General features: G+C 69.3%; 22 protein-coding genes. 14 read left to right on the forward strand and 8 right to left on the reverse strand.

What is annotated here, in order from left to right; all coding sequences use genetic code 11:
* Positions 1 to 6 precede the first annotated feature (6 nt).
* Both LXT23_RS37905 and LXT23_RS37910 read left to right on the forward strand, forming a co-directional pair.
* A complete protein-coding gene (locus tag LXT23_RS37905; RefSeq protein WP_253985304.1) occupies positions 7 to 1,431 on the forward strand; it encodes a hypothetical protein in 1,425 nt (474 codons plus the stop codon).
* A 45-nt stretch (positions 1,432 to 1,476) separates the two neighbouring features.
* Positions 1,477 to 2,394 carry an ADP-ribosylglycohydrolase family protein gene (locus tag LXT23_RS37910; protein ID WP_253985305.1) on the forward strand — a complete coding sequence of 306 codons (918 nt, stop codon included), beginning with the start codon at positions 1,477 to 1,479 and terminating at the stop codon, positions 2,392 to 2,394.
* 71 nt (positions 2,395 to 2,465) lie between these two features.
* Here the strand turns inward: LXT23_RS37910 and LXT23_RS37915 are convergent, their stop codons facing one another.
* Complete coding sequence (locus tag LXT23_RS37915) at positions 2,466 to 3,128, reverse strand: LysM peptidoglycan-binding domain-containing protein (protein WP_253985306.1); 663 nt, start codon at positions 3,126 to 3,128, stop codon at positions 2,466 to 2,468.
* Between the two features lie 222 nt (positions 3,129 to 3,350).
* On the opposite strand from LXT23_RS37915, the gene LXT23_RS37920 reads away from it, so the two are divergent.
* From LXT23_RS37920 to LXT23_RS37930, 3 genes are all read left to right on the forward strand, one after another.
* Positions 3,351 to 3,758 (forward strand): ATP-dependent helicase HrpB, encoded by a 408-nt coding sequence (locus LXT23_RS37920; RefSeq protein WP_253985307.1) that lies wholly within the window; start codon positions 3,351 to 3,353, stop codon positions 3,756 to 3,758.
* A 162-nt stretch (positions 3,759 to 3,920) separates the two neighbouring features.
* The gene (locus LXT23_RS37925) at positions 3,921 to 4,970 is read left to right on the forward strand and encodes a hypothetical protein (protein ID WP_253985308.1); all 1,050 of its coding nucleotides are present in this window, start codon (positions 3,921 to 3,923) and stop codon (positions 4,968 to 4,970) included.
* Positions 4,971 to 5,164: 194 nt separating this feature from the next.
* Complete coding sequence (locus LXT23_RS37930; protein ID WP_253985309.1) at positions 5,165 to 6,181, forward strand: trigger factor; 1,017 nt, start codon at positions 5,165 to 5,167, stop codon at positions 6,179 to 6,181.
* Between the two features lie 16 nt (positions 6,182 to 6,197).
* Here the strand turns inward: LXT23_RS37930 and LXT23_RS37935 are convergent, their stop codons facing one another.
* Complete coding sequence (locus LXT23_RS37935) at positions 6,198 to 6,575, reverse strand: hypothetical protein (RefSeq protein ID WP_253985310.1); 378 nt, start codon at positions 6,573 to 6,575, stop codon at positions 6,198 to 6,200.
* 189 nt (positions 6,576 to 6,764) lie between these two features.
* Here LXT23_RS37935 and LXT23_RS37940 point away from each other — a divergent pair, with 189 nt between their 5' ends.
* On the forward strand, positions 6,765 to 8,933 hold the full coding sequence (locus tag LXT23_RS37940; protein ID WP_253985311.1) for an RCC1 domain-containing protein: 2,169 nt from the start codon (positions 6,765 to 6,767) through the stop codon (positions 8,931 to 8,933).
* Positions 8,934 to 9,025: 92 nt separating this feature from the next.
* Complete coding sequence (locus tag LXT23_RS37945; RefSeq protein ID WP_253985312.1) at positions 9,026 to 10,117, forward strand: DUF2169 family type VI secretion system accessory protein; 1,092 nt, start codon at positions 9,026 to 9,028, stop codon at positions 10,115 to 10,117.
* A gap of 15 nt (positions 10,118 to 10,132) precedes the next feature.
* Here the strand turns inward: LXT23_RS37945 and LXT23_RS37950 are convergent, their stop codons facing one another.
* A complete protein-coding gene (locus LXT23_RS37950) occupies positions 10,133 to 10,924 on the reverse strand; it encodes an Imm49 family immunity protein (RefSeq protein WP_253985313.1) in 792 nt (263 codons plus the stop codon).
* A gap of 94 nt (positions 10,925 to 11,018) precedes the next feature.
* Between LXT23_RS37950 and LXT23_RS37955 the strand changes: the two genes are divergently transcribed.
* Complete coding sequence (locus LXT23_RS37955) at positions 11,019 to 11,582, forward strand: hypothetical protein (RefSeq protein ID WP_253985314.1); 564 nt, start codon at positions 11,019 to 11,021, stop codon at positions 11,580 to 11,582.
* A gap of 82 nt (positions 11,583 to 11,664) precedes the next feature.
* On the opposite strand, the gene LXT23_RS37960 is transcribed toward LXT23_RS37955, so the two are convergent.
* The 5 genes from LXT23_RS37960 to LXT23_RS37980 are packed head-to-tail and all read right to left on the reverse strand — an operon-like array spanning position 11,665 to position 15,505.
* A complete protein-coding gene (locus LXT23_RS37960) occupies positions 11,665 to 12,777 on the reverse strand; it encodes a hypothetical protein (RefSeq protein WP_253985315.1) in 1,113 nt (370 codons plus the stop codon).
* Between the two features lie 12 nt (positions 12,778 to 12,789).
* Positions 12,790 to 13,392 carry an imm11 family protein gene (locus LXT23_RS37965; protein ID WP_253985316.1) on the reverse strand — a complete coding sequence of 201 codons (603 nt, stop codon included), beginning with the start codon at positions 13,390 to 13,392 and terminating at the stop codon, positions 12,790 to 12,792.
* Between the two features lie 12 nt (positions 13,393 to 13,404).
* A complete protein-coding gene (locus LXT23_RS37970; RefSeq protein WP_253985317.1) occupies positions 13,405 to 14,007 on the reverse strand; it encodes an Imm43 family immunity protein in 603 nt (200 codons plus the stop codon).
* An 11-nt stretch (positions 14,008 to 14,018) separates the two neighbouring features.
* Entirely contained in the window at positions 14,019 to 14,621 is a 603-nt protein-coding gene (locus LXT23_RS37975) for an imm11 family protein (protein ID WP_253985318.1), read from the reverse strand.
* A 14-nt stretch (positions 14,622 to 14,635) separates the two neighbouring features.
* Positions 14,636 to 15,505 carry an AHH domain-containing protein gene (locus LXT23_RS37980; protein WP_253985319.1) on the reverse strand — a complete coding sequence of 290 codons (870 nt, stop codon included), beginning with the start codon at positions 15,503 to 15,505 and terminating at the stop codon, positions 14,636 to 14,638.
* A 172-nt stretch (positions 15,506 to 15,677) separates the two neighbouring features.
* Here LXT23_RS37980 and LXT23_RS37985 point away from each other — a divergent pair, with 172 nt between their 5' ends.
* From LXT23_RS37985 to LXT23_RS38010, 6 genes are all read left to right on the forward strand, one after another.
* Complete coding sequence (locus LXT23_RS37985) at positions 15,678 to 16,142, forward strand: DUF4150 domain-containing protein (RefSeq protein ID WP_253985320.1); 465 nt, start codon at positions 15,678 to 15,680, stop codon at positions 16,140 to 16,142.
* 243 nt (positions 16,143 to 16,385) lie between these two features.
* Positions 16,386 to 17,135 (forward strand): zinc metalloprotease, encoded by a 750-nt coding sequence (locus tag LXT23_RS37990; RefSeq protein ID WP_253985321.1) that lies wholly within the window; start codon positions 16,386 to 16,388, stop codon positions 17,133 to 17,135.
* 68 nt (positions 17,136 to 17,203) lie between these two features.
* Positions 17,204 to 19,888, forward strand: a complete 2,685-nt coding sequence (locus tag LXT23_RS50240; RefSeq protein WP_267146737.1) for a caspase family protein — start codon at positions 17,204 to 17,206, stop codon at positions 19,886 to 19,888.
* Positions 19,889 to 20,082: 194 nt separating this feature from the next.
* Positions 20,083 to 20,604, forward strand: coding sequence for a hypothetical protein (locus tag LXT23_RS38000; RefSeq protein ID WP_253985322.1), 522 nt, complete (start codon positions 20,083 to 20,085; stop codon positions 20,602 to 20,604).
* A gap of 94 nt (positions 20,605 to 20,698) precedes the next feature.
* Positions 20,699 to 22,228: a pre-peptidase C-terminal domain-containing protein gene (locus LXT23_RS38005; protein WP_253985323.1), complete on the forward strand. Its 1,530-nt coding sequence runs from the start codon at positions 20,699 to 20,701 to the stop codon at positions 22,226 to 22,228.
* A gap of 284 nt (positions 22,229 to 22,512) precedes the next feature.
* On the forward strand, positions 22,513 to 24,870 hold the full coding sequence (locus tag LXT23_RS38010) for a hypothetical protein (protein WP_253985324.1): 2,358 nt from the start codon (positions 22,513 to 22,515) through the stop codon (positions 24,868 to 24,870).
* Positions 24,871 to 24,942: the final 72 nt, after the last annotated feature.

A 24,942-nucleotide genomic window follows, 5' to 3' on the forward strand; every position in this document is an offset into this window, starting at 1 on the left:
GCACGCATGGCGAAATACGCGGTCAAGCTCTCGAAGGCTCCAAAAGGTCATGAAGTTCCGCCGCTGCTCACGGAGGTCGGCGCGTGGGTCGGCAAGCAGAACCACGGAACGCTGGGCTGGTTCGATGCGCTGTCGCTCGAGGCCATCCCGAAGGAGTGGAACCCCGAGAAGGCGGACCAGCTTCGCCGCGACGCCTTCGCCTTCCTGCACCTCCCTGACGGCTCGCTGCTCGTGCTCGTGAGCCCCGGAGCCAAGGCGCCGCCCGCGGTGGCGCTGCTCGGCTCCGAAGGCGAGGCGCGGACGGTCGCGAACAGCCTCGAGGAGTTCCTGCTGCTGTGGTCCCGGGGCGAGACGGACATCGATGACCTCGACGATGAGGAGGGTGGCTCCGGGCGGGAGGCGCTGGCCACGTGGCTGAAGGAGAAGAAGGTCAAGGCACCGAAGGCGAAGGACTTCGACTTCGCGGCCTGGCTCGACGGTGACACCACGGCTCCGCCGGCAGCGCAGGCGGTGGCCGTACCCACGTTCGTGCCAACGCCGGTGATGAAGAAGCTGAGCCCGAAGGTGCAGCGGCTGGCGTCAGTCCTGGGGCGGCGGGCGGACGCTCCCGAGGTCAGCGACTATGTGACGGGGGTGCTCGGCAAGAAGGTGCCGCTGTCGACCAGCGAGAACAACGACGCGGTGAATGTCGAGGCGGCGAAGCACGGCGTCGAGCTCGTCTTCTCGCACGACATCCTGAACGATGACTTTCCGCCCATCCCGAAGACCTCCAAGACGTTCATCCCCTACGTCTCGTTCGCGTGGGTGAGGTCGAAGATTGGAGAGGACGTCCTGGGCGTTCCGTGGAAGCCGGCCTCGGAGGCGGAGGTCACGAAGCTGCTCGGGCCGCCCACCGGCCGCCGGGCCGGCTTCGGGGACGGGGATGAGCTCACCGTCGCGTATTGGGAGTACGCACTCGACACCGCGGGGCACGTGTGGCTCGAGCTCTCGTTCGAGAAGTTCCTCTCCGTCACCCTCAGCGTGAAGAGCGCGAGGGAGCTCATGCGGCATCCCGACGTCACCACCGGGCTCTTTGTCGGCTATGCGGCGACGCGCGGCCTGCTGGACGCCTCCCGGTTCCAGGCACACCGCGAGCTGTTGGAGGCCATCGCGAAGCGCAAGGCCCAGGGGTCGGCGCTGGTGAAGCAGGCGCTGCCGCGCGGCCTCTGGGACGACCACCTCCGCAACGCGCCGGGGCTCTCGGACCTGGCCTACTGCTGGTTCCACAACATGGACGACCTCTGGATTACGGCGGACCTCATCAAGACCTTCGGCAAGCGCAAGGGCCCGTTCGGTCATGACGCGCCGAAGCTGGATGACGACACCTGGGACGCCGTCGACAAGGCGGCGCCGCTGCTCGACAAGCGCTTCGCGAAGTGGATTGCGAAGTGAGGAAGGACTCCGCTCCGCGCGGGTGCGCGGAGCGGTAGCCATCGCATGCTCCCGGTACCTGCCACGCCCCGTGAGCGCCTGGCGCTCTCCCTGCTCGGCCTGTCCGTGGGCGACGCCTTTGGCGAGCAGTTCTTCCTCCCGGCTCCGGAAGAGGAGCAGCTGCTCGCCACCCGCGCGCCGCCACCCGGGCCCTGGCCCTACACGGATGACACGCAGATGGCCCTCTCCGTCGTCGCGGAGCTCTGGCGGCACGGCTCCATCGACCGGGACCGGCTCGCGCGGAGCTTCGCCGAGCACTACGACAGCTCCCGGGGCTACGGCCCCGCGATGCACCGCGTGCTGCGCGCCGTACACGAGGGTGAGCCCTGGGCGGACGTCACGGGACGGGAGTTCTCGGGGCAGGGCTCCTGGGGCAACGGCGCGGCGATGCGCGTGGGCCCGCTGGGCGCGTACTTCGCGGACGACCTGCATGCCGTCGTAGAGCAGGCACACCGGTCCGCCGAGGTGACCCACGCGCACCCCGAGGCCGTCGGGGGTGCCATCGCCGTGGCCGTGGCGGCGGCAACGGCCTGGCGCGAGCGTGCCCGGCCGTCACAACTCGGCCGCGCGGAGTTCCTGGACCGGCTGCTGCCGTTCGTCCCGGAGACGGACGTGCGCAGCCGCATCCGGAAGGCCCGCGCGCTGCCCGCGACGGCCTCCGTCCCCTTCGCGGTGAGCGTGCTCGGCAATGGGACGGGGCTGACGGCGCAGGACACGGTGCCGTTCGCGCTGTGGTGCGCGGGCTCGCACCTGGACGACTTCGAGCAGGCGCTGTGGCTGGCGGTCAGCGGGGGTGGGGACCGGGACACCATCTGCGCCATGGTGGGCAGTATCGTGGTGCTGTCCGCGGGAGGTGAGCGAGTCCCCGCCACGTGGCTGGCGGCTCGCGAGCCGCTGCCGTCCTGGCCCTTCGATGGGCCATAGCGACTCCCTGAAACGACAACGCCCCCGGTCGACAGACCCGGGGGCGACGGTGCTCCGCTTCGCGGCGGAAGCTAGATGATGGGCATGAAGACCTTGAACCCGCTGCGGCCACCAGCGCCCAGCGTGTTGCGCTCGATGAAGTCGCTCACGGACGAGCGGCCGTCACCGGTGGTGATGGCGGTGTGGCCGTACTTCTGGCCCGCGGCCGACGACGTCTTCTCCCAGGTGAGGACGAGGCCCGGAATCTTCAGCGCCTCCTCGAGGGACATGTTGACCTGCTTGAACTTGTCGCGCGGCAGGTTGTTGTCAATCTGGTTGCCGTTGCCCCAGACCTTGAAGCCGAAGGCATTCTGGATGGCCCGGCTCACGCCCGTGGCGCACAGGCCCTGGCTGTTGTAGCCGCCCATGCCCAGCGCCGCCTTGCGGCCCGCCTCCGCCAGCTTGCGCATCGCGGGCGTCGCCTGGCCCGGCTTCGCGCCGCTGCTGCCCTCGACCTTCCCGCCGGTCTTGGTGCCACCGGTCTTGGTGCCGCCCGTCTTCGTGCCGCCCGTCTTCGTGCCGCTCTTGGCGGGCTCGAAGGTGTCGCCCTTGCCCGGGACGCGCAGGGAGTTGCCTGCGTAGATGAGGTCCGGGTTCTTGATGTTGTTGGCCTTCGCCAGGTCCTTGACGGTGGTCTTGAACCGAGCGGCCAGGGCCGAGAGGGTGTCGCCCCGCTTGATCTTGTAGTTAGCCATGCGGTGATTGTCGTGACGGCTTTTCCGGAGTTTCGTCCGAATTTCCCAGGCTCTTGGAATTCATCCAGACCCAGGGAGTTCCGTCCGGTAAATCCCAAGGAAAACCAGATAGATGGGCGAGCCATCGCCCCGGGCCAGGCCGCTTACGGAAAGACCCTGCCTGCCGGAAGGGTGTCAGTCCCGACCGGGATAATCCTTCTTTGTCCCGAGGAGGCAGAGCCCATGTCCAGCCCGATGTCCGGTGTCCACGCCGCCCAGGTCCTCCCACCCCCGCGCGAGCCACTCGCGGCCCCGGTGGAGAAGCAGGCCGAGTCGCGCTTCGACGGCGTGCTCGCGGACAAGGCGCGCTCCGCACAGGAGGTCCAGGCCCCGCGCGCCGTGGAGCCGACGCTGGCCGCGGAGAAGACGTCGCTGCATCCCGTGTCCCAGCTGGTGCACTCGCTGGAGCAGGGGCAGAAGGACCTGGACGGCATCATCCAGGCCGCCCGCTCCGGCAAGGCGTTCTCCAACGCGGAGCTGCTGTCGCTCCAGGCGTCCATGTATCGCTACACGCAGGAGCTGGACCTGGTGAGCCGCGTCGTCGAGAAGGCCACCAGCGGCCTGAAGGACGTCGTCAAGACGCAGGTGTAAGGGGGGCTCTCAGGAAAAGCACAGTGATTCCGAAGGCTTGGAGCTTCTTCGGTGCCGTGGGCCGCGCTGATCGACAAAGTGGGCGGAGCCGACGCAACTCGCGCCCTTGGGCTCCGATAATCCCGGCAGGTTCCATCCCATATTTATTTCGCGAGGCCCCCCATGGGTTTCCCCGACATCCGCAAGACCTTCAACAACGTCCGCACCAACGTCGAGAAGGCCTACACCAACGTCAAGAAGACCTACGAGGACAACAAGGGGCTCATCAACGGTGGGGTCGCGGTCGCCACCAAGACCTCGAAGGCCATCGGCTTCGGCAAGGACGCCTTCCAGCAGATCAAGAACCTCGGCAAGGGCGCCGAGGGTCTGCTCGGGCAGGCGAACCGGGCCTTCGTGAGCAACCCCACCTTCAAGCCGGGCGAGTTCAAGGGCCTCACCAAGTTCGGCGCGACCATGAACGCCGCCGCGCGCTACATGGGCATCCCCGCCGCGGTGGCGTCGGGCGCCACGGCCGTCAAGAACATCCGCCAGGCCATCAGCACGGGCAGCAAGGAAGACATCATCACGGCCACGCGGTCGACCCTGGACGCGACCAAGGCCAGCATCACCGCCGCGACGGGCGGCATCGTCGGCGGCAAGGTGATGGGCGGCGTGCTCGGCGGCACCATCATGAAGGACAAGCTGGACGCCGGGAAGAAGGCCGTGGACGCCTTCAAGAAGTCGCTCCCCAACGCCAGCGACGACGTGCTCAAGGCCGTCAAGAACGCCGCCACCAAGGGTGTCTTCGAGGGCGGCACGGTGAAGAACGTGGGCCGGGCCATCAGCTCCGCCGCGGGCGACGCCGCGAAGGCGGGCAGCACCCTGGCCAATGGCATCCTGGGCAGCGGCACGCGCTCGGCCGCCAAGGCCGCGCTGGGCACGGTGAGCCGCGAGGCCGGTGAGGCCGCCCTCAAGCAGGGCGCGAAGGCCGCCGCGAGCACCGCCGCCAAGTCGCTGGGCCGGTTCGCTCCGGGCGTCAACGTGGCCATCGCCGCGGTCGACGTGGCCAACGCGGGCGCGACGCTGATGGACGACAAGGCCAGCACGGGCAAGAAGGTGACGTCGGTCATCACCGCGGCGGGCTCCGTCCTCGCGGCCACCAACGTCCCCGTCCTCAGCCAGGTGGGCGCCGCGGTCTCCACGGTGTCCAGCATCGTGGGCGCGTTCTTCTAGTCGGCGGACATCCTCCAAGCGGTTTGTCAGAGCGGCTCGGCTGGACTATGCCTAGGTCCATGCCGAGCCGTCGCTTTTCCCCCCATTGGCGCGGGCGCTGGCACACCTATCTCCCGGGAGCATTCGTGAGCAGCAAGCAAGGGACTGAAGGACCAGGCCGGGGGGTCGAGCGCCTCCTGAAGATGAGCCCGGTGGTGAGCACCGCCTCCGCCGAGGCTCTCAAGCTTCCCAGCGTGCAGGCGCCCTCCCTGGATGGGATTGCCGTGCGAGTCCCCACCCCGGACGACCTGACGGAGGAGGACCTGCTGCGCGCCTTCCACGAGAAGCGCCGGGAGCTGGCCACCACGCGCGAGCGCGAGCGGGGTGAGACGCTGGAGCTGGGCGACGACGTCCAGCTCAACATCGTGGGCTACTGCGATGGGAAGCTCATCCCCTTCTCCGCGCGCTTCGGCATGAGGACGGAGCTGGCGCCCATCGAGGCGCTGCCCGGGTTCTGCGAGGCCGTGGCGGAGGGGGGCAAGGTGGGCGAGTCCATGCAGATTGCCCTCGTGCTGCCGGAGACCTACCCGGTGGAGGGCCTCCAGGGGAAGCCGGCGCGCTTCCTGGTGGACGTCGTGGCCGCGAGCCAGGTGACGCTGCTGCCGGAGAGCTCGCCCGAGTTCCTGGAGCAGCTCGGGATGGGCAGCACCCTGGAAGAGGTGATGGACAACCTCCGCGAGGAGCTGGAGGACGAGCTCGCGGGGCAGCTGTGGGTGCAGGCCCAGAACATGGTGTTGGACGAGGTGGCCCGGCGCGCGCCGGTGGAGGTGCCGCGGGCGCTGGTGGATGAGGAGCTGCGCCGCCGCTGGGTCCAGGCCGAGGGCAAGGCCATGGTGGAGTACCAGTTCGACGTCGAGGAGCAGCAGGAGGCGCTCCAGGGCTGGCTCACGGACCCCACCACGCGCGCGGAAGCCGAGCGCCGGCTGCACATCGGCATCGCGCTGAAGGCCGTCACCGAGGCCGAGAAGCTGCAGCTCACCCCGGAGAAGCTCGAGGAGCTCATCCGCGAGCACATGGAGCCCTTCGGGTTCAGCGCGGAGGACGTCCACGCCGCCCTGCGCGAGACACCGGAGACGACGAAGCAGCTGGCCGAGCTGGGCTGGTACCTGCTCGCCGTGGAGCACGTCATGGGCAAGGCGAAGGTCACCTTCGAGGGGGCCGAGCAGGGCTGAAGGCGCCGCTTCGCCGTCAGCCCTCGCTGAACCACAGCCCCAGGCCGCCCAGCAGGCCCATGCCCAGGCACAGCGCGGCCAGCCCCCACGTCTGGCGGCGCGACCACTTGAGCTGCTCGCCGTACCGGTAGCCGCACACCAGCACGAGGGCGGCGAACCCCAGACAGATGGACACCGGCCCCAGGGCGACCAGCGCCCTGCGGGCCGTCCCGCTCACGTCGAGGACGGCCAGCAGCAGCAGCGGCCCGAAGCCCACGACGAGCACGCCGAGCACGAGCGCGAGGCCCTTCTGTGACTCGGGGCTGGCCAGGTCCATGAAGTCCAGCAGCCGCCACCACCAGGTGCGGGGCGGCTCTTGCGGCTCACGACGACGTCGGGGGGCGGTGGGTGGCACGCTCGGGACTCCTGGATGGGACGTCTGTCTTCTAGTGCAGCCCGGTGCCTCCGGGAAGCAGGGAGAGGCGAAGACTGCCGGCTGTTCTTGGTTTTCAGGATGAATACAAGGTTTGCCCCCTCGTCTGGAGCGCGTCTCAGACAAGGGGTTCTCGTGACACAGACATCGTTTTCGCGGTTGAGAAGTGTATTGGGTCTCACGCTGGGGCTGCTGCTGGCGGTGGGCTGCGGGCAGCAGGCACCGGCGCCGGAGACCGGAGTCGAAGGGCAGCAGGACGCAGCGCTCTCGCGCCTCCGCCCGAGAGTGCGGGTCGCGACGGGCTACTACCACTCCCTGTTCATCCGTGCGAATGGCACGGTGTGGGCGGCGGGCTCCAACGAATACGGCCAGCTCGGTACGGCGGGAATCTCCAGCACGTCGACTCCGGTGCAGGTGCCGGTGTTGCTCGGGGCGACCTCGGTGGCCGTGGGAGACCGCCACTCCGTGGCGCTGCGCTCCGGAGGCACCGTCTGGACCTGGGGCGACTCCCTGTCCGGCGCGCTTGGTGACGGCAGTACGACCGCGCGCACCACGCCCGCCCAGGTTCCCGGACTCACGGGCGTGGTCTCCATCGCCGCGGGCAAATACCACAACCTCGTGGTGAAGCCCGACGGCACGGTCTGGGGCTGGGGCAGCAACACGTCAAGCCAGCTCGGCAGCACCGTCTACGGCAACTTCCCCACGCCCGTGCAGGTCCCGGGCCTGGCGGGCGTCGTGGCCGTGCTCGCCAGCGGCAACAGCTCGTTCGCCATCCGCTCGGATGGAGGCCTCTGGGCCTGGGGCAACAACGAGAACAAGCAGCTGGGCACTGGCACCTTCCAGAGCACCGTCGCCGTCCCCGTGCAGGTGCTGACAGGGGTCATGGCGGTGGCCTCGGCCGAGACGCACACCGTGGCCGTCAAGGCGGATGGCACGGTGTGGGCCTGGGGCGACAACGGGTATGAACAGCTTGGCGACCCCTACGTGTCTTCCCGCAACGCGCCCGCCCAGGTGCAGGGGTTGACCGGCTTCGTTGATGTCTCCGCCGGCTACGGTTTCACGCTGGCCGTCAAGTCCAACGGCGAGCTGTGGAGCTGGGGTCACAATGCCGAGGGGCAGCTGGGGAACGGCACCCGGAACCTCCAGGCGACGCCCGCCCAGGTGCCGGGGTTCACGGGCGCCTCGTTCGTCGTCGCGGGCCGCCGCCATGTGCTGGCGCTGCGCACGGATGGAACCCTCTGGACCTGGGGTCACGGCCGCTACGGCGAGCGCGGGGACGGAGCCGTCACCCTGTACGCCACGCCCGGCCTCGTGCAGGAAGGCCTGACGGGCGCGATGGCCGTCGCGGCCGGATACGCGCACTCCCTTGCGCTCCAGTACGACGGCACGGTCCGGGCCTGGGGACAGAACACGACTGGACAGCTCGGAGATGGAACCACGGTGTTCCGCCTCGCGCCGGTCGAGGTCCAGGGCCTCAGCGGCATCACCGCCATTTCCGCGAGCGGAGCGAGGTCGCTCGCCCTTCGCTACGACGGCACGGTCTGGCGCTGGGGCGACGGCATCCTGCTTCCCACCCAGGTTCCCGGGCTTGCCGACATCATTTCCATCGCCACGAGCTACAAGCATGCCCTGGCGCTGCGTGCTGACGGGACGGTCTGGGCGTGGGGCAACAACACCTACGGCAAGCTGGGTGACGGCACGGAGATTGGCCGCCCCACTCCGGTCCAGGTCTCCAATCTGGACGGGGTGATGAAGATTGCCACGGGGGCCGACACGTCCTACGCCATCCGCTATGACGGGACGGCCTGGGCGTGGGGCAGGAACACCGAGTCCCAGCTGGGCGATGGCTTCACCGTGAATCGTGACGCGCCGGTCCAGGTCTCGGGGCTGACCGACGTTGTCTCCATCGCGGGAGGCCAGAACTACGGCATGGCCGTGCGCTCCGATGGAAGTGGTTGGAACTGGGGCAGTGACATCAACCCGGGCATGGGCACCTGGCAGTACAACCGCCGCGTACCGACCTCCATGCAGGTCCAGGGGCTCATCGAGGTCGTGGCCGGCTACCGCACGGGCATGGCCCTGACCGCCGACGGTCACCTCTGGGCGGGGGGCGACAACTTCTGGGGACAGGCAGGCGACGGTTCCAGCACTCCAGCCTCTTCGCCCGTCCAGGTGGTGGGCATCGACAGTGGCGTGACGTCCCTCGCCATTGGCTCGGAGCACACGGTGGCCGCCCTTCCGGATGGAACCGTGTGGTCGTGGGGGAACAACTCCGACGGCCGGCTCGGCCGCGGCCAGCCCCTCGACGTGCTCGCGCCCGTCCCGTCCCTCCTGGACTGAGACGCGGGCAGCTCGGATGAAGCAGGGCCCCGGGACTTGCGTATCCCGGGGCCCTGTCGTTTCCGCGGACCCGCCTGGGGTAGAAGGAAGACATGGGTCATCCGGCGCTCGTGAACCGCACCCCCTTCTTCGTCGAGCCGCTCTTCCTCGCGGATGAAGAAGCCCGGCCGCTGCTCGTCCCGGTGGTGAAGGCCACCTTCGACATCGCCCCGGATGGCACGCTGTCCCTGTCCCCCGAGCAGCTCCCGCTGAACCTCGCTGGCGAGCGCTGGGAAGACGCCGACACGTCGAGCTACCGCTTCGAGCCCGAAGGCGCCTTCTTCAAGCCCGCGACGGACGTGGTGCTGCTGGGCCATGCCCATGCCCCCGCGCCCGGCACGCGGGAGCTACTCGTCTCCCTGCGCGTGGGGCCCCTGCGCAAGGACGTGAAGGTGACGGGCGACCGCGCATGGTTCAAGAGCCTGGGCTCCGCTGGAATCACCCGGCCGCTGCCCTTCGAGCGCATGCCGCTGCGGTACGAGCGCGCCTTCGGCGGGTGGGACCGGAGCGAGGCGGACCCGAAGCGCCACACGTTCGAGCCACGCAACCCCGTGGGCGTGGGCTTCCATGCGCGAGGCAGCCGTGTCGTGGAAGGCGCGCCCCTGCCCAACCTGGAAGCACCGGACCAGCTCCTCCGTGCGTGGGATCAGCACGTCGCGCCCGCGGGCTTCGGCTTCATCAGCCCGGAGTGGCAGCCGCGCGCGTCCTTCGCGGGAACGTACGGCCCGGAGTGGGAGAAGGGCCGCAAGCCGCTGCTCCCGCGCGACTTCGACCGGCGCTTCCTCAACGCCGCCTCGCCGGGCCTCATCGCGGCCGGCTACCTGCGGGGGGACGAGCCGGTGCTCGTCCAGGGGGCCACGCCGCGCGGCGCGCTGTCCTTCCGGCTTCCCGCCGTCGAGCCGCCCCTCGTCAGCGTCCGGCGGACCGGCAACCTGGACGATGGCGAGGTGGCGACCCGGCTGGACACCGTCATCCTCGACCTGGACGCATCGCGGCTGGTGCTCCTGTGGCGCGGCACGCTTCCCCTCCGCCGCGAGCCCACGGAGCTGAGGGAGGTCCGGGTGGAGTGCGACAGCGCGCTGCGGTGGGGCTCGCCCCCACCGGACCCGGAGGACGAAATCGCCGCACAGGAAGCGGAGGAGTGATTCGGCGGCTTTCGCTCAGGCGGAGTCCAGGTCCGCTCCAGGAATGGTCCAGTCGCCCCGGTACACGGCGGTCATCGGGAGCCGGGCCAGCGGCGGGCAGTAGCGGTACTCCGTCGTCTCGGGGGCCACGCCCGCGCGGGCGGCCAGGCGCAGCAGCGCGAGCCCTTCCAGCCAGATGAACCGGTGCGGGGCGAAGGCCGTCACGGGTGTGTCGAACGCCTTGGCGCGCGCCTCGATGTCGCTCCCGTGCGCATGGTGCAGGGTCTCGAACGCCTTCGCGAAGCCCTCGGCGTCGCGGGCGAGCAGCGCCCGGGTCAGCGCGACGTGGGGGCCATGGGTGTTCTCGGCCACGACCTCCAGGCGGTTGAGCAGCGGCGCCAGCGTGGTGGGCGATTCCTGCCGTGCCAGCCCCTGGAGGATGCAGCCCCAGAGGTACTCGTCCTCGTAGTCGTCTGACTGGCGCTGCGTGGCGGAGACGGCGGCGAGCGCCTCCGCCAGCCGGAAGTGGCCCGCCGCGAGCGCGGCGTGCAGGGGCGTCAGCCGCCGGACGGAAGGGGGCGGCAGGTTGCGCGAGCGAAGCAGCACGATGAGCCGCCGCCAGTTCTCCGCCATCCGGCAGAGTCCGAGGAAGAAGCCCTGCGCGTTGCCATCCACCAGCAGCGTCGCCGTGGCGACCAGGTGCAGGTCCAGGACGATGGCCTCTCCGTCCGAGAGGAGGACGTCCCGGTCCGCGTCGGGCTGGAAGGAGCGCAGCAGGGCCCCCAGCTCCGCCGCGGCGTCGCTGCGCAGGGACATCAGGTTGGGCATGGTGACCCTGGAGTGTAGAGCAGGACGCCGTCCGCACGGAGCGCGGGGGGGACGGCGGAGGGCCTGGCCTATAGTGCCCGCTCGCTCGCGGACCTTGCGTCCGCGACGCCCGAGGAGGCCCGCCATTTTCGAAGCCAACTGCCTGAAGGAAGCACCCGCCCGCATCGCCGACCGCGTCCTGAAGGAGCGCGAGCCCTGCCATGTCTCCGCCCGCGTGGGGCACCAGGGGGTGCTGGTCCCCTTCGAGGAGCGCTACCTGCCGGTGCTGGAGTCCCACCCGCGCGTCATGGACGCCCTGCTCAAGGACCTCAAGAAGCCCGGCACGGACATGGCGATGTACTGCATGCAGGTGGGCCTCACGAACGAGCAGGACGCCTTCCGCTTCCTGGATGCGCGGGAGCGACCGGTGCTGGCCCTGGTGGGGCTGAAGCGCTTCCAGCGCTGGGAGAAGGCGCACGCCACCGCGAAGCCCGCAGGCAAGAAGGCCGCGAGCAAGAAGTCGGCGAGCAAGAAGGCCGCGAGCAAGAAGTCGGCGAGCAAAAAGCCCGCGAGCAAGAAGCCCGCGAGCAGGTCCGCCACGAAGACCGCTCGTGCCTCTGCCCCGAAGCGGAAGACCGGGGCCCCCGCGGCGCGCCGACGTACCCCCCGTTCGCGCTGAGCTTCCACGCAGAGCGCGCAGTGGCTGGCGCGTGGCGAGATGGATGGCCGCCCGCGCTGAGTTCCCACGACTGGCGCAGCGGCTAGCGCGTGGAGAGATGGATGGCCGCCCGCGCCCCCATGTCCGCGGAGGAGAGCACGAGGATGGAGGTGGATGGCACATAGCCGCGCTGCAGGGCCCGCAGCGCGGTGGCCACCGCCACACCCGCCGAGGCCGCGCCGGTCGAGCCAAAGCTCAGCGCGGGCAGCCACGCGGGACACCGCGCCAGCCGTTGATTCGAGGCGGCCAAATGGAGCTGGAGCATGCCCCACTCGTGGGCGCGGTGGCTCTGTCCATCATGGTCCGACACGAGCGCGGGCACAGGCGCGTCGGGCCCCAGCGGGCCCAGCGCGGAGAGAGCGCATTCGGCGAGCACCCGTCCCTGTGAGGGCACCGCGTCTGTTTCCTCCGTCGAAGCGGGGTCTTCACCCAGGGACACACCGTGCAGGAAGACAGGCGGCTCCCGGCTTGGGGGCATGCCCGGGGAGCTGGGCGCGAGCAGCAGCGCCACGCCTGCCTCGCCGGGGATGAGGCCGGAGGGCCGTTCCTGCGTCTTGAGGCGCCCCTCGCGCAGGAGCAGCTCCAGGGTGGAGGGGGAGCAGAAGCTGTCCACGGCCAGGACGAGCGCGGCGCGAATCTTCCCGGAGCGCAGGTCCTCATCCGCCGCGGCGAGCGCCTGCGCGAAGGCCGTATTGTCTCCCGGGTGGAACCACAGCGGCCCTCCCCACCAGCGCAGGCCCGCTGCCGCCAGCGCGGGCGGCACCACGCGGTCCGCGAGCAGCGAGAGTCGCTCGGTCGGCTCGTCCGGGTCCTCGTCTGAGCGGTCCTTGCCGGTGGTGAAGCCGCGCGCCTCCGGGTCCGGCAGCGCCACATACAGGCCGGTCTCCCGCCCGAGGGCGGTCAGGTCCTCCCGCCAGGCCAGGTCCTGCAGAGCCTGCGCCAGGATGGCCACCAGCCGGCCCACGCCGGAGAAGCCGAACGTGGCCGCGCCCAGGGGGCGCAGGGACACCGTCCCAGGCGTCTCGTCACCGGGGAAGAAGGTCTCGAAGTCCGGCGCGGGTGACGGGCGGAGCAGGCCCGCGCGGAACGCGGCACACGCAGGCACCAGGGAACCCAGAGACGACGCCAGCCCCATCGCTTTCAGCCAGACTTTCATGGGCCCCCGGACTCAGTCCTCGTTTTGCGCCTTGGGAAACCCGTTCCAGCCTTCGGCCTTGTAGAGCCAGAAGCCGGTGATTCCCTCCTTGCGCAAGGCCTTGCGCACCGCATCGTCCACGAAGATGACGTGCCTGGCGCGGCTTGCCCGGAAGAGCTTCGCGTCCTTGTCGATTTTCTTGGGCTGGAGGACGAGCTTCTTGATGCGCCCGATCTGCTCTTTTTCCAGCGCGTTCATGACGAGCTGCGACTTCTCCATGTCGATGGCGTCCTGGCCGCCCAGGGGATTGAGGATGAAGTACCTCTCCGCCACGGGAGCTTTCTTGTGGTCCTTGACCGTCACCGGCAGGAACTCCAGGTCCTTCGCCTTGAGCTCCTCCAGGATGCGCCGCACCCGCTCCGAGACGATGAGGGCAGTGACTGCGTTGTCCAGGAAGTCGTAGAGCTTGCGGCGCTCCGGCCACTTGCTCGAGAAGACGACGGCCGCGTCCTTGGGGAACTCCTTCGCCAGGCTCTCCCCTTCGTCGTAGCGCCAGTCCTTGATCTTGCTCTTCGGATAGCCGCTGATGAAGGCCCCGTCATTGTTGCCACCATCCAGGATCCAGTAACGCATCATGAGCCCCCGGACTCAGTCCTCGTCTTCCGCCATGGAAAGCCCGTCCCAGCCTTCGGCCTTGTAGAGCCAGAAGCCGGTGATTCCCTCCTTGCGGAAGGCCTTGCGCACCGCATCGTCCACGAAGATGACGGTCCTGGCACGGCTTGCCCGGAAGAGCTTCGCGTCCTTGTCGATCTTCTTGGGCTGGAGGACGAGCTTATTGATGTGCGCGATCTGCTCCTTATCTAGCGCGCTCATGACGAGCTGCGACTTCTCCATGTCGATGGCGTCCTGGCCGCCCAGGGGATTGAGGATGAAGTACCTCGCCTCGACGGGAGCTCCCTTGTGGTCTTTGACCGTCACCGGCAGGAACTCCAGGTCCTTCGCCTTCAGGTCCTCCAGGATGCGCCGCACCCGCTCTGAGACGATGAGGGCGGTGACTGCGTTATCCAGGAAGTCGTAGAGCTTGCGGCGCTCCGGCCACTTGCTCGAGAAGACGACGGCCGCGTCCTTGGGGAACTCCTTCGCCAGGCTCTCCCCTTCGTGGTAGCGCCAGTTCTTGATGGTGCTCTTCGGATAGCCGCTGATGTACGCGCCGCCGTTGTGGCCACCATCCAGAATCCAGTAACGCATCATGGGCCCCGGACTCAGTCCTCGTTTTGCGCCTTGGGAAACCCGTTCCAGCCTTCGGCCTTGTAGAGCCAGAAGCCGGTGATTCCCTCCTTGCGGAAGGCCTTGCGCACCGCATCGTCCACGAAGATGACGTGCCTGGCACGGCTTGCCCGGAAGAGCTTTGCGTCCTTGTCGATCTTCTTGGGCTGGAGGACGAGCTTCTTGATGCGCCCGATCTGCTCTTTTTCCAGCGGGTCCATGACGAGCTGCGACTTCTCCATGTCGATGGCGTCCTGGCCGCCCAGGGCGTTGAGGATGAAGTACCTCTCCGCCATGGGAGCTTTCTTGTGGTCCTTGACCGTCACCGGCAGGAACTCCAGGTCCTTGGCCTTCAGCTCCTCCAGGATGCGCCGCACCCGCTCCGAGACGATGAGGGCAGTGACTGCGTTGTCCAGGAAGTCGTAGAGCTTGCGGCGCTCCGGCCAATTGCTCGAGAAAACGACGGCTGCGTCCTTGGGGAACTCCTTCGCCAGGCTCTCCCCTTCGTCGTAGCGCCAGTCCTTGATCTTGCTCTTCGGATAGCCGCTGATGAAGGCCCCGTCGTTGTTGCCACCATCCAGGATCCAGTAACTCATCATGTTCCTCGTACGCCCTAGTACAGGGCGCCCCACTCATACTTCAAAGGGTCTTTCGCCGTCCCATAGGTGACCCAGGGAGCAGTGTGGCGACGGGAGGCCACCAGGGCCTTGGTGAGAGTCTTCCCCAGATCCACGAGGAAGTCCCAGGACTCGTCCTCCAGTTCCCGAAGCTTCTGGAAGACCTCTGCCTTGAGGTCGGGATGCTTTGCCCCCTTGTCCCGGGCCCTCTCAAGTCTTTTGGCCACCTGCCTCAGCTTCCTCATCACCAACTGCGTGTAGATGGGGTGGTCGCCCGGATGCTGTGGCAGCTTGTGGATGGGAACGGCCCACGTCTCATCCGCCAGCGGAATCATGTTGTGGCCGTGGTTGAGGTTGTAGTCGCTCTGCAGGATGAGCGTGAGCTGCCAGTTCTCGAAGCAGAGGCCTTCGTCGTCCTCGTAGTAGAAGGCACTGCCGGGAAGCATGTGGTGGGCCTCCCAGACGTACGGGTACTTCTGGCCCGCCTTCTTCTTCGGGTTCCCGACGTCCTTGGCCCCCGGGTTGAAGTTCTCCACGTGGTCGGGGTTGGGGAAGCGGAACGCCTCCAGGACCTTCTTCGGCACGCCCGTGTGCTTGTGGGCGAAGTCCACGTCGAAGTTCTTGAAGAGGGCGTTCCGCCCGCCGTCCGTCTCCAGGTAGTCGTGGCAGTTCTGCCCGTAGTAGGCGTCCTTCGCGAGCACGCCCTTCAGGTCCGCCAGGGTGCTCGCATGGGCGGGCTTCTTCGCCGCCCCCTTCTTCTTCTTCTTTGCCTTTGCCCGCTTCTGCGACGCGGTGAACTTCGCCTTCTTCCTCGCGTAGTCCTTCTCGATGCGCTCGCTGCGCCGCATGGCGGCAGCGGTCTGCATGTCCGACGCGGACAGGAAGCCTGGAACACGGACAGCTGCTGCTTTTCCCACGACAACCTCCGCGCGCAGCATACCCCGCCGCCCCTTCCCCACCCAGGCCGGGGCCTTGCCGCCTCCATGAGCCCGGCGCTACCCTGCCCTGGGCGTCGAACAGGGCGAGGAGGACGCGGCGATGAGCACGAGTGTCGGGGTAAACAAGCTCTCCGTGGTGCACGAGCAGACCAACGGCGTCACCATCGCCTTCCCAGATGTGTGCAAGACGCCCAGCCCCGCCGGACCGGTCCCCATTCCCTATCCGAATATCGCGAAGTCATCGGATACCGCGAAGGGTACGAAGAAGGTCTCGGTGGATGGCAAGCCCGTCTGCATCGCGGACTCGAACTTCAGCACCAGCACCGGTGACGAGGCAGGCACCGCCGGTGGCGGCGTGGCCTCCAGCAAGACGAAGGGCAAGGCCGAGTTCGTCAACTACTCCTTCGACGTGAAGTTCGAGGGCAAGGGTGTGGCGCGCACCTTCGACCCCATGCTCCACAACGACAAGAACACGCCGCCGGCCCCGTTGCTCCAGGGCCCCGTCGTCGGCCTCGGCAAGTCCGCCGAACCGCCGAAGTGCGGCCTCTGCGAGAAGCACCTGTAACGCGGCCCTGCCGTCAGACTGGCGGCGACTCGACCTGACGCCTGGCCCCTCCTGACAAGCCATTGGGGCGAGCGAAGGCCGTTGCGTGTGCATTCCCTCCCTGCGGCCAGCCGGCACCGGGTGGTGAGCGCCCGGCGCGTCGTCACGTTTGGAGTCTCGGGCCTCAGTACGGTTGCGGACGCGGGATGCGCCCGAGGCGCCGCGCTTCGCACGTCGTGGGGCGATGGCCGTGGGAGGAGTCACATGGAGACACGGCAAGACCTCAACTCCCAGCCCGAGGCGGTGAAGTTCGTCGCCGGGCAGGTGGCGGAGAATACGAAGGAAAGCTGCATGGCCTGGGTGGCCGGTGGAGAGCGGGCCGCGGGCAAGGACCGTGCGGCACTGGTGAAGTCCTTGCGGTGGCGGCCGGGCGACAAGCTCACCATCGCGTTCCTCGACGGGGACCCGGGCGTGCAGGAGCGCGTCCGGCAGATGGCGCTGCGGTGGACCCGGCCGGGGCTCGCCCGGTTGACGTTCAGCTTCCTCAAGGACCCGGCGAAAGCGCTGATTCGCATCTCGTTCAAGTACGTCGGCTCCTGGTCCAACCTCGGCACCAGCTGCAAGGGGGTCTCCCGGAACGCGCCGACGATGAACTTCGGCTGGCTCACGCCCGAGTCGACTGACGAGGAGCTGCGGAGCGTGGTGCTCCACGAGTTCGGCCACGCGCTGGGCCTCATCCACGAGCACCAGAACCCCACCGGGGGGATTCCCTGGGACAAGGAGGCCGTCTATCGCGACCTGTCCGGGCCTCCGAACAACTGGCGCCGCGAGGACATCGACAGCAACCTCTTCGAGCCGTACTCGCGCCGGGAGACCAACTACACGAAGACGGACATGGCGAGCATCATGATGTACCCCGTCAAGAAGTCGTGGACGCTCAACGGCTTCTCCGTGGGCCTCAACAGGGACCTGTCGCCCACCGACGAGAAGTTCATCCATCAGCAGTACCCGTGAAGCCCCCGGGGCTCCAGGGCGGCGCGTGTCACGGGCCAGCGCTCGTGGCGCGAGGGGAGGGTGGTGAGATGGCAACGAATGAAGAGCTGGCCGCCACCGACTGGGCCGTGGTGGTGGGGCTGAGTCGCTACCCGGGGCTGGGGAACCTGGACGGGCCGGAGAACGACGCGAAGGCCTTCCACGCGTGGCTCACACAGCGCGCGGGAGTGCCCGCGGAGCGCGTGCGCTGCGTCCTGTCCTCGGACCTGGAGTTCATGGCCGCCCCTCCGGGCGCCGATGCCAGGCCCGCTTCATTGATTCTCAGCGCCAGGCCGACCTCCGAGCGCATCGAGCAGGCCTTCGACGAGCTCTGCGAGCTGGCGAAGAGCAACGACGAGCGCGGGGAGGGGCTGCGCGTCGGCCGGCGGCTCTACATCTTCCTCGCCGGGCATGGCTTCACGCCCACGGGCGAGGAAGTCGCCCTGCTGATGGCCAACGCCACGCCCAATCGCACGTACCACGTGGCGGGCCGGCCCTACGCCAACTACTTCGTCAAGGCGGGCATCTTCGACGAGGTCGTCCTCTTCATGGACTGCTGCCGGGAGCGCTACCTCGTCCAGGTGCCCCTGCGGGTGCCGCCGTACGTGGACCTGACGGACCCCACGTCGGTGGAGCGCTCGAAGATTCTCTTCGGCTTCGCCACCCGGTGGTCCCGCCTGTCGCGCGAGAAGCCCATGCCGGACGGCAAGGTGCGCGGCGTCTTCAGCACCGCGCTGGTGGCGGGGCTCAACGGCGCGGCGGTGGACGCGCAGGGGGACATCACCGCCCGCTCCCTGGCGGACTACCTCTACAACCACATGAAGAGCCTGCTGTCGCCCGAGGAGCTCAAGGACGACGACATCCCCAAGGAGCCCGAGCTCGTCTACGACACCAACCCGAACGCGCGCTTCCTCCTCCTCCAGGGGCACCCGGAGGCGTCCGCGCCGCGCTTCCCCGTCACCGTCCACCTGCGCCCGGAGGACGCGGAGCGGGACGTGGAGATTCTCGACAGCCGCCTCCACGTGGCGGCGCGGGCCCACGCCCCGGGCCCGGCGTGGTCGGTGACGCTGGAGCCCGGGCTGTACCTCGGCCAGGTGCGCGAGGGAGGACGGCAGCAGCCCTTCGAGGTCAGCGGCCTGCGAGGGCTCGAGGTCCGGATGCCTGACGCCGAAGCGCCACGCGAGGTGCCGCTGCGGGTGCGCACGGAGGACCCGGAGTCGGAGGTCTTCCTCATCGATGGCGGCTTCCGGCTCATGGACCGGAGCCTCGGAGCGCTGGAGGGCCGCTACCCGCCGGGCCTCTACAAGGTAAAGGTGCAGACGGGCGCTCGCATCCGTGAGCGCTTCGTGCGGCTGGAGCCCGGCGGCGAGCAGCTCGTGGGCAAGCAGGAGGGCGCCACGCTGCTTCGCGGGGTGGACGGCGCGGAGCTGCGCTTTCCACGCCTGGCCTTCGCCACCGCCGTCCCCCTCACCGAGACGAGCTGGTCGCGCGACGAGCACACCGAGGCGGCCGTCACGCACAGCCGCCAGGTGCATGCGCGCCTGGGGCGGGGGAGCTGGCTCTTCGTGCTCATGCGCACCTGGACCACGGAGGAGGCACGCGCCGCGCGGCAGGGGCCTCCCGCGCCCTTCGAGCTGTCGCTGCGCTCGCTGGACGGACGGGAGCTGGTGGACCTCGTCGCGGGGGGCGCCGTGGATGACGACCTGGAGGACCCCTGGGTGGCCTGCAACGTGGAGCTGGACCCGGGGACGTACCTGCTGCGCGTGGGCACCGAGACGGGCCTGAAGCTGGACTACGTGGTCGTGGCCTCGTCGGACTGGCAGACGCAGGTGTTCCTCTGCCGGCGTCAGGCGCGCGGGGGGAAGGAGGGCGCGTGGGCTGGCACCATGCACACGTCCGTGCACATGCGGCGCCCCGCGCAGGGCTTCGACCCGGAGAGCCCGGGCCTGCGCCTCACCGAGCTGACGCGCATCGGGCTGCGCAACCGCCGCGCCATCGTCACCCCGGAGCTGCTCAAGGAACTCAAGGGCACCGAGCAGCGCAACCCCATGCTGGGCCTCTACGGGGCCCATCTCCTGATGATGGCGGACGCGCCGGACCTGGAGCTGGTGCGCAAGATGGTGGGCCACCTGGGCCGGCTGTTGGGGATGCACCCGGACGTCGAGGCCCTGGCGATGGCCCTGGGCGACACGCCCCTCAGGCCGGGCTTCTTCAGTGTCCCGCCGATGCTGCTGAAGAGCTGGGCGCTGGTGGTGCGCGAGACGGTGGCGCGCCCGGAGCTGGTGCCCCGGGACTCGCTGGCCTCGGCCGTCGCGGAGCGGCTGTGGGGCGAGGGGCCGTGGGTGGTCTGGAAGGCGCTCCCCCCGGGTGAGGCCCTCTCCGTGACGCGCCCCAAGGAGACGCGGCGCGCGCTGGACATCGAGCTGCTCGCCAACAGGCTCCAGGCCGTCCCCTCCCAGCGAATCACGGCGCTGCGGGACGCGAGCGCGCTGGAGCGGGCCCTCCTCGCGCACCTGTACGGGGTGCCGCCCACGTCGGAGGCGGTGCCCGGCGCCCAGCGCCAGGCCCGGCGCGCCCCGCGAGAGGAGCTGCCTCGCCCCACCGTGGAGAAGATGGTGCGGGTGCTCGGCGTGCCCGCGGCCTCGCTGGAGGTGGCGATGCTCCGCCTGCTGGCGAAGCTCGAAGGCGCCGGGCGCGCCACCGGGGCCGAGGCCGTTGCTGCGCCTCCAGCCTGAGAAGCCCAGTCACGCTCATCCGCATGGGTGATTCCATACCCATACAGGCAATAGCACGTCATCCCTGTGTGGGATTGGGCAGACACGGCGTGATGAGCTATGAAGGCGGCATGCCCAGGACCTCTGCTCTCTGCTTGTTTGCGCTGCTCACGTTGGCCGGCTGTACCCACCAGGTGCGGCCGAATCCCGCGCCCATGTCTTCCCAGGGGACGCCGCTGGCGCTGCGCGCGCGCTACTACATCTCACCCGAGCAGAAGGCACGCATCGACTCGGACAACTACTTCGCCCTGGGCGCCGCGCACACCTGGAACATCCACATCGGCGAGGGGCTCGCGCGCAGCTTCCCGCAGATGCTGGGCACCGTCTTCCAGTCCGTCCAGGAGGCCTCGGGCCCCGAGGACCTGGGCGACGCGGACGCGCTCATCGTCCCGGAGATCCAATTCTTCGACGTCACCGGCGGCGGCTTCGTGTCACGGCTGACGCTGAAGGTGCGCGCCCGGGGGACTGACGGCGCCATCCAGGTGACGGACCTGTTCGAGGGCACTCCCCGCCAGGGCAAGGGTGGCACCGCGTGGCTCGGCGGGGCGATGGCGGGTGAGACGGCCCTGCGCCAGTCCGCGGAGTTCGCCTTCGAGGATATCCTGCCGAAGATTGCCACCCGTTTGCGGGAGGCCTTCGTCGCGCCTCCTCCGAAGCCGAGCGCGAACGTCCTCTGATGTTCGCCCGTGCCTGCTGGCGTGCAGGCATTCTTGACGGTTTTCGGAGCATGACGTTACTCCTGGTGAACCTTGTCACCAGGAGCAACAGTCCATGCGCAACGCTCGACGTTCCCTGATGCTGCTACCGTGGTTGGCGCTGTCCGCCTGTCATCCCGAGTCTGAGCAGCCCTCCACGGGAGAGGCGCCCGCCGAGGCAACAGGCCAGACGTCCCGGCTGTTGCGAGCGGAGCTTCCCGTCCCTGGCCAGTACGTGGTGGTGCTCACGCCCCCGGCCGAGGGCGCGCCAGATGACGTGCCCGCGCTGGCGGAGGCGCTGGCGTCGAAGCACGGTGGGCAGGTGCTCCACGTGTACCAGAAGGCCCTGCGGGGCTTCTCGGTGCGCACGACGGAGGCCCAGGCGCTCGAGCTGGCCCGGCATCCGGCGGTGGCCTCCATCGAGGAGGATGCGGTGGTGCGCGACTCCCTCGTGCAGTCCTCGCCGAGCAACTGGGGGCTGGACCGCATCGACCAGCGCACGCTGCCGCTCGACAGCCAGTACATGTACTTCGGTACAGGGGCGGGCGTTCACACCTACCTCATCAGCACTGGCATCCGCACCACCCACACCGACCTGGGCGGCCGGGCCACGGCGGACTTCAACAACGTCCCGGACGGCATGGGCCACACCGACTGCAACGGCGTGGGCACCCACTGGGCCACCGTCATCGGAGGCAACACCCACGGCGTCGCCAAGGGCACGCGGCTGCACTCGGTGCGCGTGCTGGACTGCGGTGGCGGCGGCACCCTCTCCAACATCCTCGCTGGCGTGGACTGGGTCACCCTCCAGCACATCAAGCCGGCGGTGGCCCTGCTCAACCTCAACATGACGACGGTCAACACCACGCTGGAGGCGGGGGTCCGCAACTCCATCGCCCAGGGCGTCACCTACGTGGGCACCGCCGGCATCCGGTCCGTGGACGCGTGCACCTCGTCGCCCGCGCGCATGCCCGAGCTCATCACCGTGGGGTTCTCCAGGAACACCGACGCGGTGGCGCCCTTCTCCAACTTCGGCGGCTGCCTGGACCTCTTCTCACCGGGAGACGGCATCACGGGGGGCTGGCACACCAGCGACACCGCCACCAACACCATCGGCGGCGGAGTGGGCGCGGCGGTCGCCGCCGGAGCCGCGGCGCTCTGGCTGGAGGTGTTCCCCACGGCCACGCCCGCCTCGGTGGCGTCGATGCTCACGAGTCAGGCCACCACCGGCGCGCTCACCCCCACGCCCACGGCGCCGACGCCGGACCGCCTGCTGTACACGGGCTTCATCGGCTCGCGGCTGAGGGGCGGCACCACCGTCAGCGGCATCGCCAACCGGCCAGGCGACGTGCGCTTCTTCCGGCTCGAGGTGCCGGCGGGCACCACGCGGGTCACCTTCACCACCAGTGGGGGCACCGGCGACGTGGACCTCTACGTCCGGGCCGGCGCGCTGCCCACGCTCAGCGTGTATGACTGCGCGCCCTACCTGACCGGCAACGCGGAGACCTGCACCCTCAACTCGCCTGCCGCGGGCCCCCTGTACGTCATGCTGCACGGCTACGCGAGCTTCTCGGGCGTGTCGCTGTCGACGACGGTCACGCCGTAGCGCGAAGCCGCCACGGCCCCCGAAGCTCCCGTGCCGGGGGGCGGAGGGGCCGTGCAGCGCCAGGCGGGCGGCCTGGGCCGGCGGGTGCTACATGCCACGGCACGGCCCTGCAGCGGATGCAGGCGAGCACTGCGGCGGCCTCGACATCGAGTGCCTCCGCGTCCAGGACGGCAACGCCGCCTCCGAGCGGCTGGCAGGCCGCGCTGTTACCTGCCAACGCCCGGCCTTCACGCCGGAGCGTTCTCGCTCCGTCCCATCTGCCTCGCTGTAGTAGGTTGGCCTGAATGGTACGTACCTCAGTCCTGGTGTTGGTCGGGTTCTTCCTCTTCGCCTCCGCCGAGGCCTCTGCCGCGTCGCCGGATGCTGGCACCGCGAGGTCCGTCTCGGAGGCCTCGAAGCGAGTCGAGAGTGCTCGCGCTGCCCTCGCGACGGCCGTCAAGCGCATCGAGAAGGAGCCGCCGGCCAACGCCGACCTCGACGCCGCCGTCGCGGCGGTGGAAGCGCTGAAGGATGCGCTCACTGCGGGCGCGGGCTTCGAGACGGAGGACCTCGAGTACGCCAAGACGGTCCTCGCTGCCCGGAGGGAGCTCCGGACGCACCGCGAGTACGTCGACGAGCGCCGGGCCAAGGTCCACATCCACGAGTTCCGCCGCCGCATCGACGGCGCGCTCACGCCCCTGAACGAGCGCATGGCGAAGCTGACGGAGAAGGACCCCGCCCCCAAGGCCATGGACGAGGCCCGGGCCTCGGTGGAGGCGGTCAAGAAGCTGGCGGAGGAGGGCCGGCCCCTGACGAAGCAGGACCCGAAGTTCGCCGCGTACCTCACCGAGGTCGACGCGACCCTCGCCCGTCACGCGAAGACCCTCGACGAGCGGTGGCTGCAGCAGTCGGCCCAGAAGCAGCGCGGGCTCCTGGACGAGAGCCGCAAGGCGCTGTCCACCAACCTCACCGAGCTGGGCAAGGCCTGGTCGGACGAGAAGTTCGCGGCCGTCGACAAGGCGGTGGTGGCGCTGCAGAAGCAGCTCGACGAGGGCAAGCCGCTCGAGGAGCGCGACAGGGCGTATCGCGCGGAGGCGGACAAGGCTCGCGCTGAAATCACCCAGGCCCGGCGCCGGATGGACGAGCTGGTGGTGCAGGCGGGCGTCTCGCGGGTCAAGGCGGAGCTGGGGCCTCCCCATGAGGAGCTCGTCGCCGCTGCCAAGGCGCTGCGCGCGAGGAGGCCCACGCCCGAGCAGCTCGGCGAGGCCAAGACGGCGGCGTTCGTCGTCCGGAAGCTGGTGGAGAAGTACGAGCCGCAGGCCGCGCGGAGCCAGGCCATTGGCCAGTACCTCACCGAGGTGAAGAACACGCTCGTCGAGGTGGAGGTGGCCCTCCAGGTGCGCAGCCTCGACGCGGCTCGCGCCGACGTCATGCAGGCCCTGCGCAACCTCGAGAAGCGGGCCGTGACGGCCGAGCAGTTCGAGGAGGCGAAGACGGCGCTGGTCGTCCTGGAGAAGACGCTCGAGACGGTGCACGCGAAGAACCCCGCCATCAGCCCCGCCGCCGCCGAGGCGCGGCAGTTGCTCAAGGACGGGCGGGTGACGATGGAGCGGCGCCGGTACGAGGTCGACCTGCAGCAGCAGCGCGTGAAGGTCGACGAGGCGCGGAAGAACGCCGCGGCCCTGGTCACCCAGGTCCAGAAGGAGGCGCCCACGGAGGCGCAGCTCCAGGAGGCGGAGAACGCCGTCAAGCAGATTGGCACGGTGCTGGAGGCTGGCGCCCACTTCACCAAGAAGGACCGCGACTACGCCATCTACGCCAAGGAGACGAAGGAGCGCATGGCGGAGCTGAGCGAGCGCATCAACCGGCGGAAGACCGTGCTGGCCGCGGCGGACGCCCGCGCCCGCCTCACCGAGCGGCTGGCCGCGACGAAGGAGAAGCTGGAGACCGCGAAGCGCGTCTCGGCGACCGACGCCGACGTGGAGACGGCCTCGAAGAGCGTGGACGAAATCATGCAGCTGTTCGAGGCGCGCGCGGAGCTGGAGCGGCAGGACGCGGGCTACGCGGCGTACGCGGAGCGGGCGCGCGCCGAGTGGCTGAAGCTGGTGGAGGCGCTCGAGTTCGCGCGGCAGGCGCGGGCGTTGCGCCGCATCACCGGTGAGGCCCTGGCTGCCGCCAGCACGGAGTCGGAGTCGGCCGCGGCCTCGGCGGACCTGCGCAAGCGGAAGGCGCTGTACGCGAGCGCGCTGGAGAAGCTCAAGGCCTGCCAGGACGACGGTGCCAGGATGGTGAAGGAGAACGCCAGCCTCGCGACGGTCGACGTGCTCGTGGGCGGGAGCCCCACCCGGCCCCAGGACGTGATGGCCCAGTGCGCGCAGAAGGCAGAGGCGCTGCAGGCGCCACAGAAGAAGGCCGACGCGCAGCTCCGCTTCCAGGATGGCCCGAAGCGGGCCTACGACTCGGCGAAGGCGCTGCTCTCCAAGGGGCGCAAGAGCGAGGCGCTCGCGCAGTTCAACGAGTGCATCGCGGAGGGGCGCATCCTCGAGAACCGGTATCCCGACGTCAAGGAGCAGAGGTTCGACGTCGGCGGCAGCAGCATGAATGTGCTCGAGCTCATCCAGGCCTGCGTGAAGGAGCGCAAGCCGCTGCAGTCGGCTCCCTGACCTGGCGGGTGCCTGACATCGGGACAGGCGCGCCACGAGGGTGGCGCGCCCATCCTTCCTGAAGCGTGCGGG

It is taken from the genome of Pyxidicoccus xibeiensis, assembly GCF_024198175.1.
In the GTDB taxonomy this organism is placed as follows: Bacteria; Myxococcota; Myxococcia; order Myxococcales; family Myxococcaceae; genus Myxococcus; species Myxococcus xibeiensis.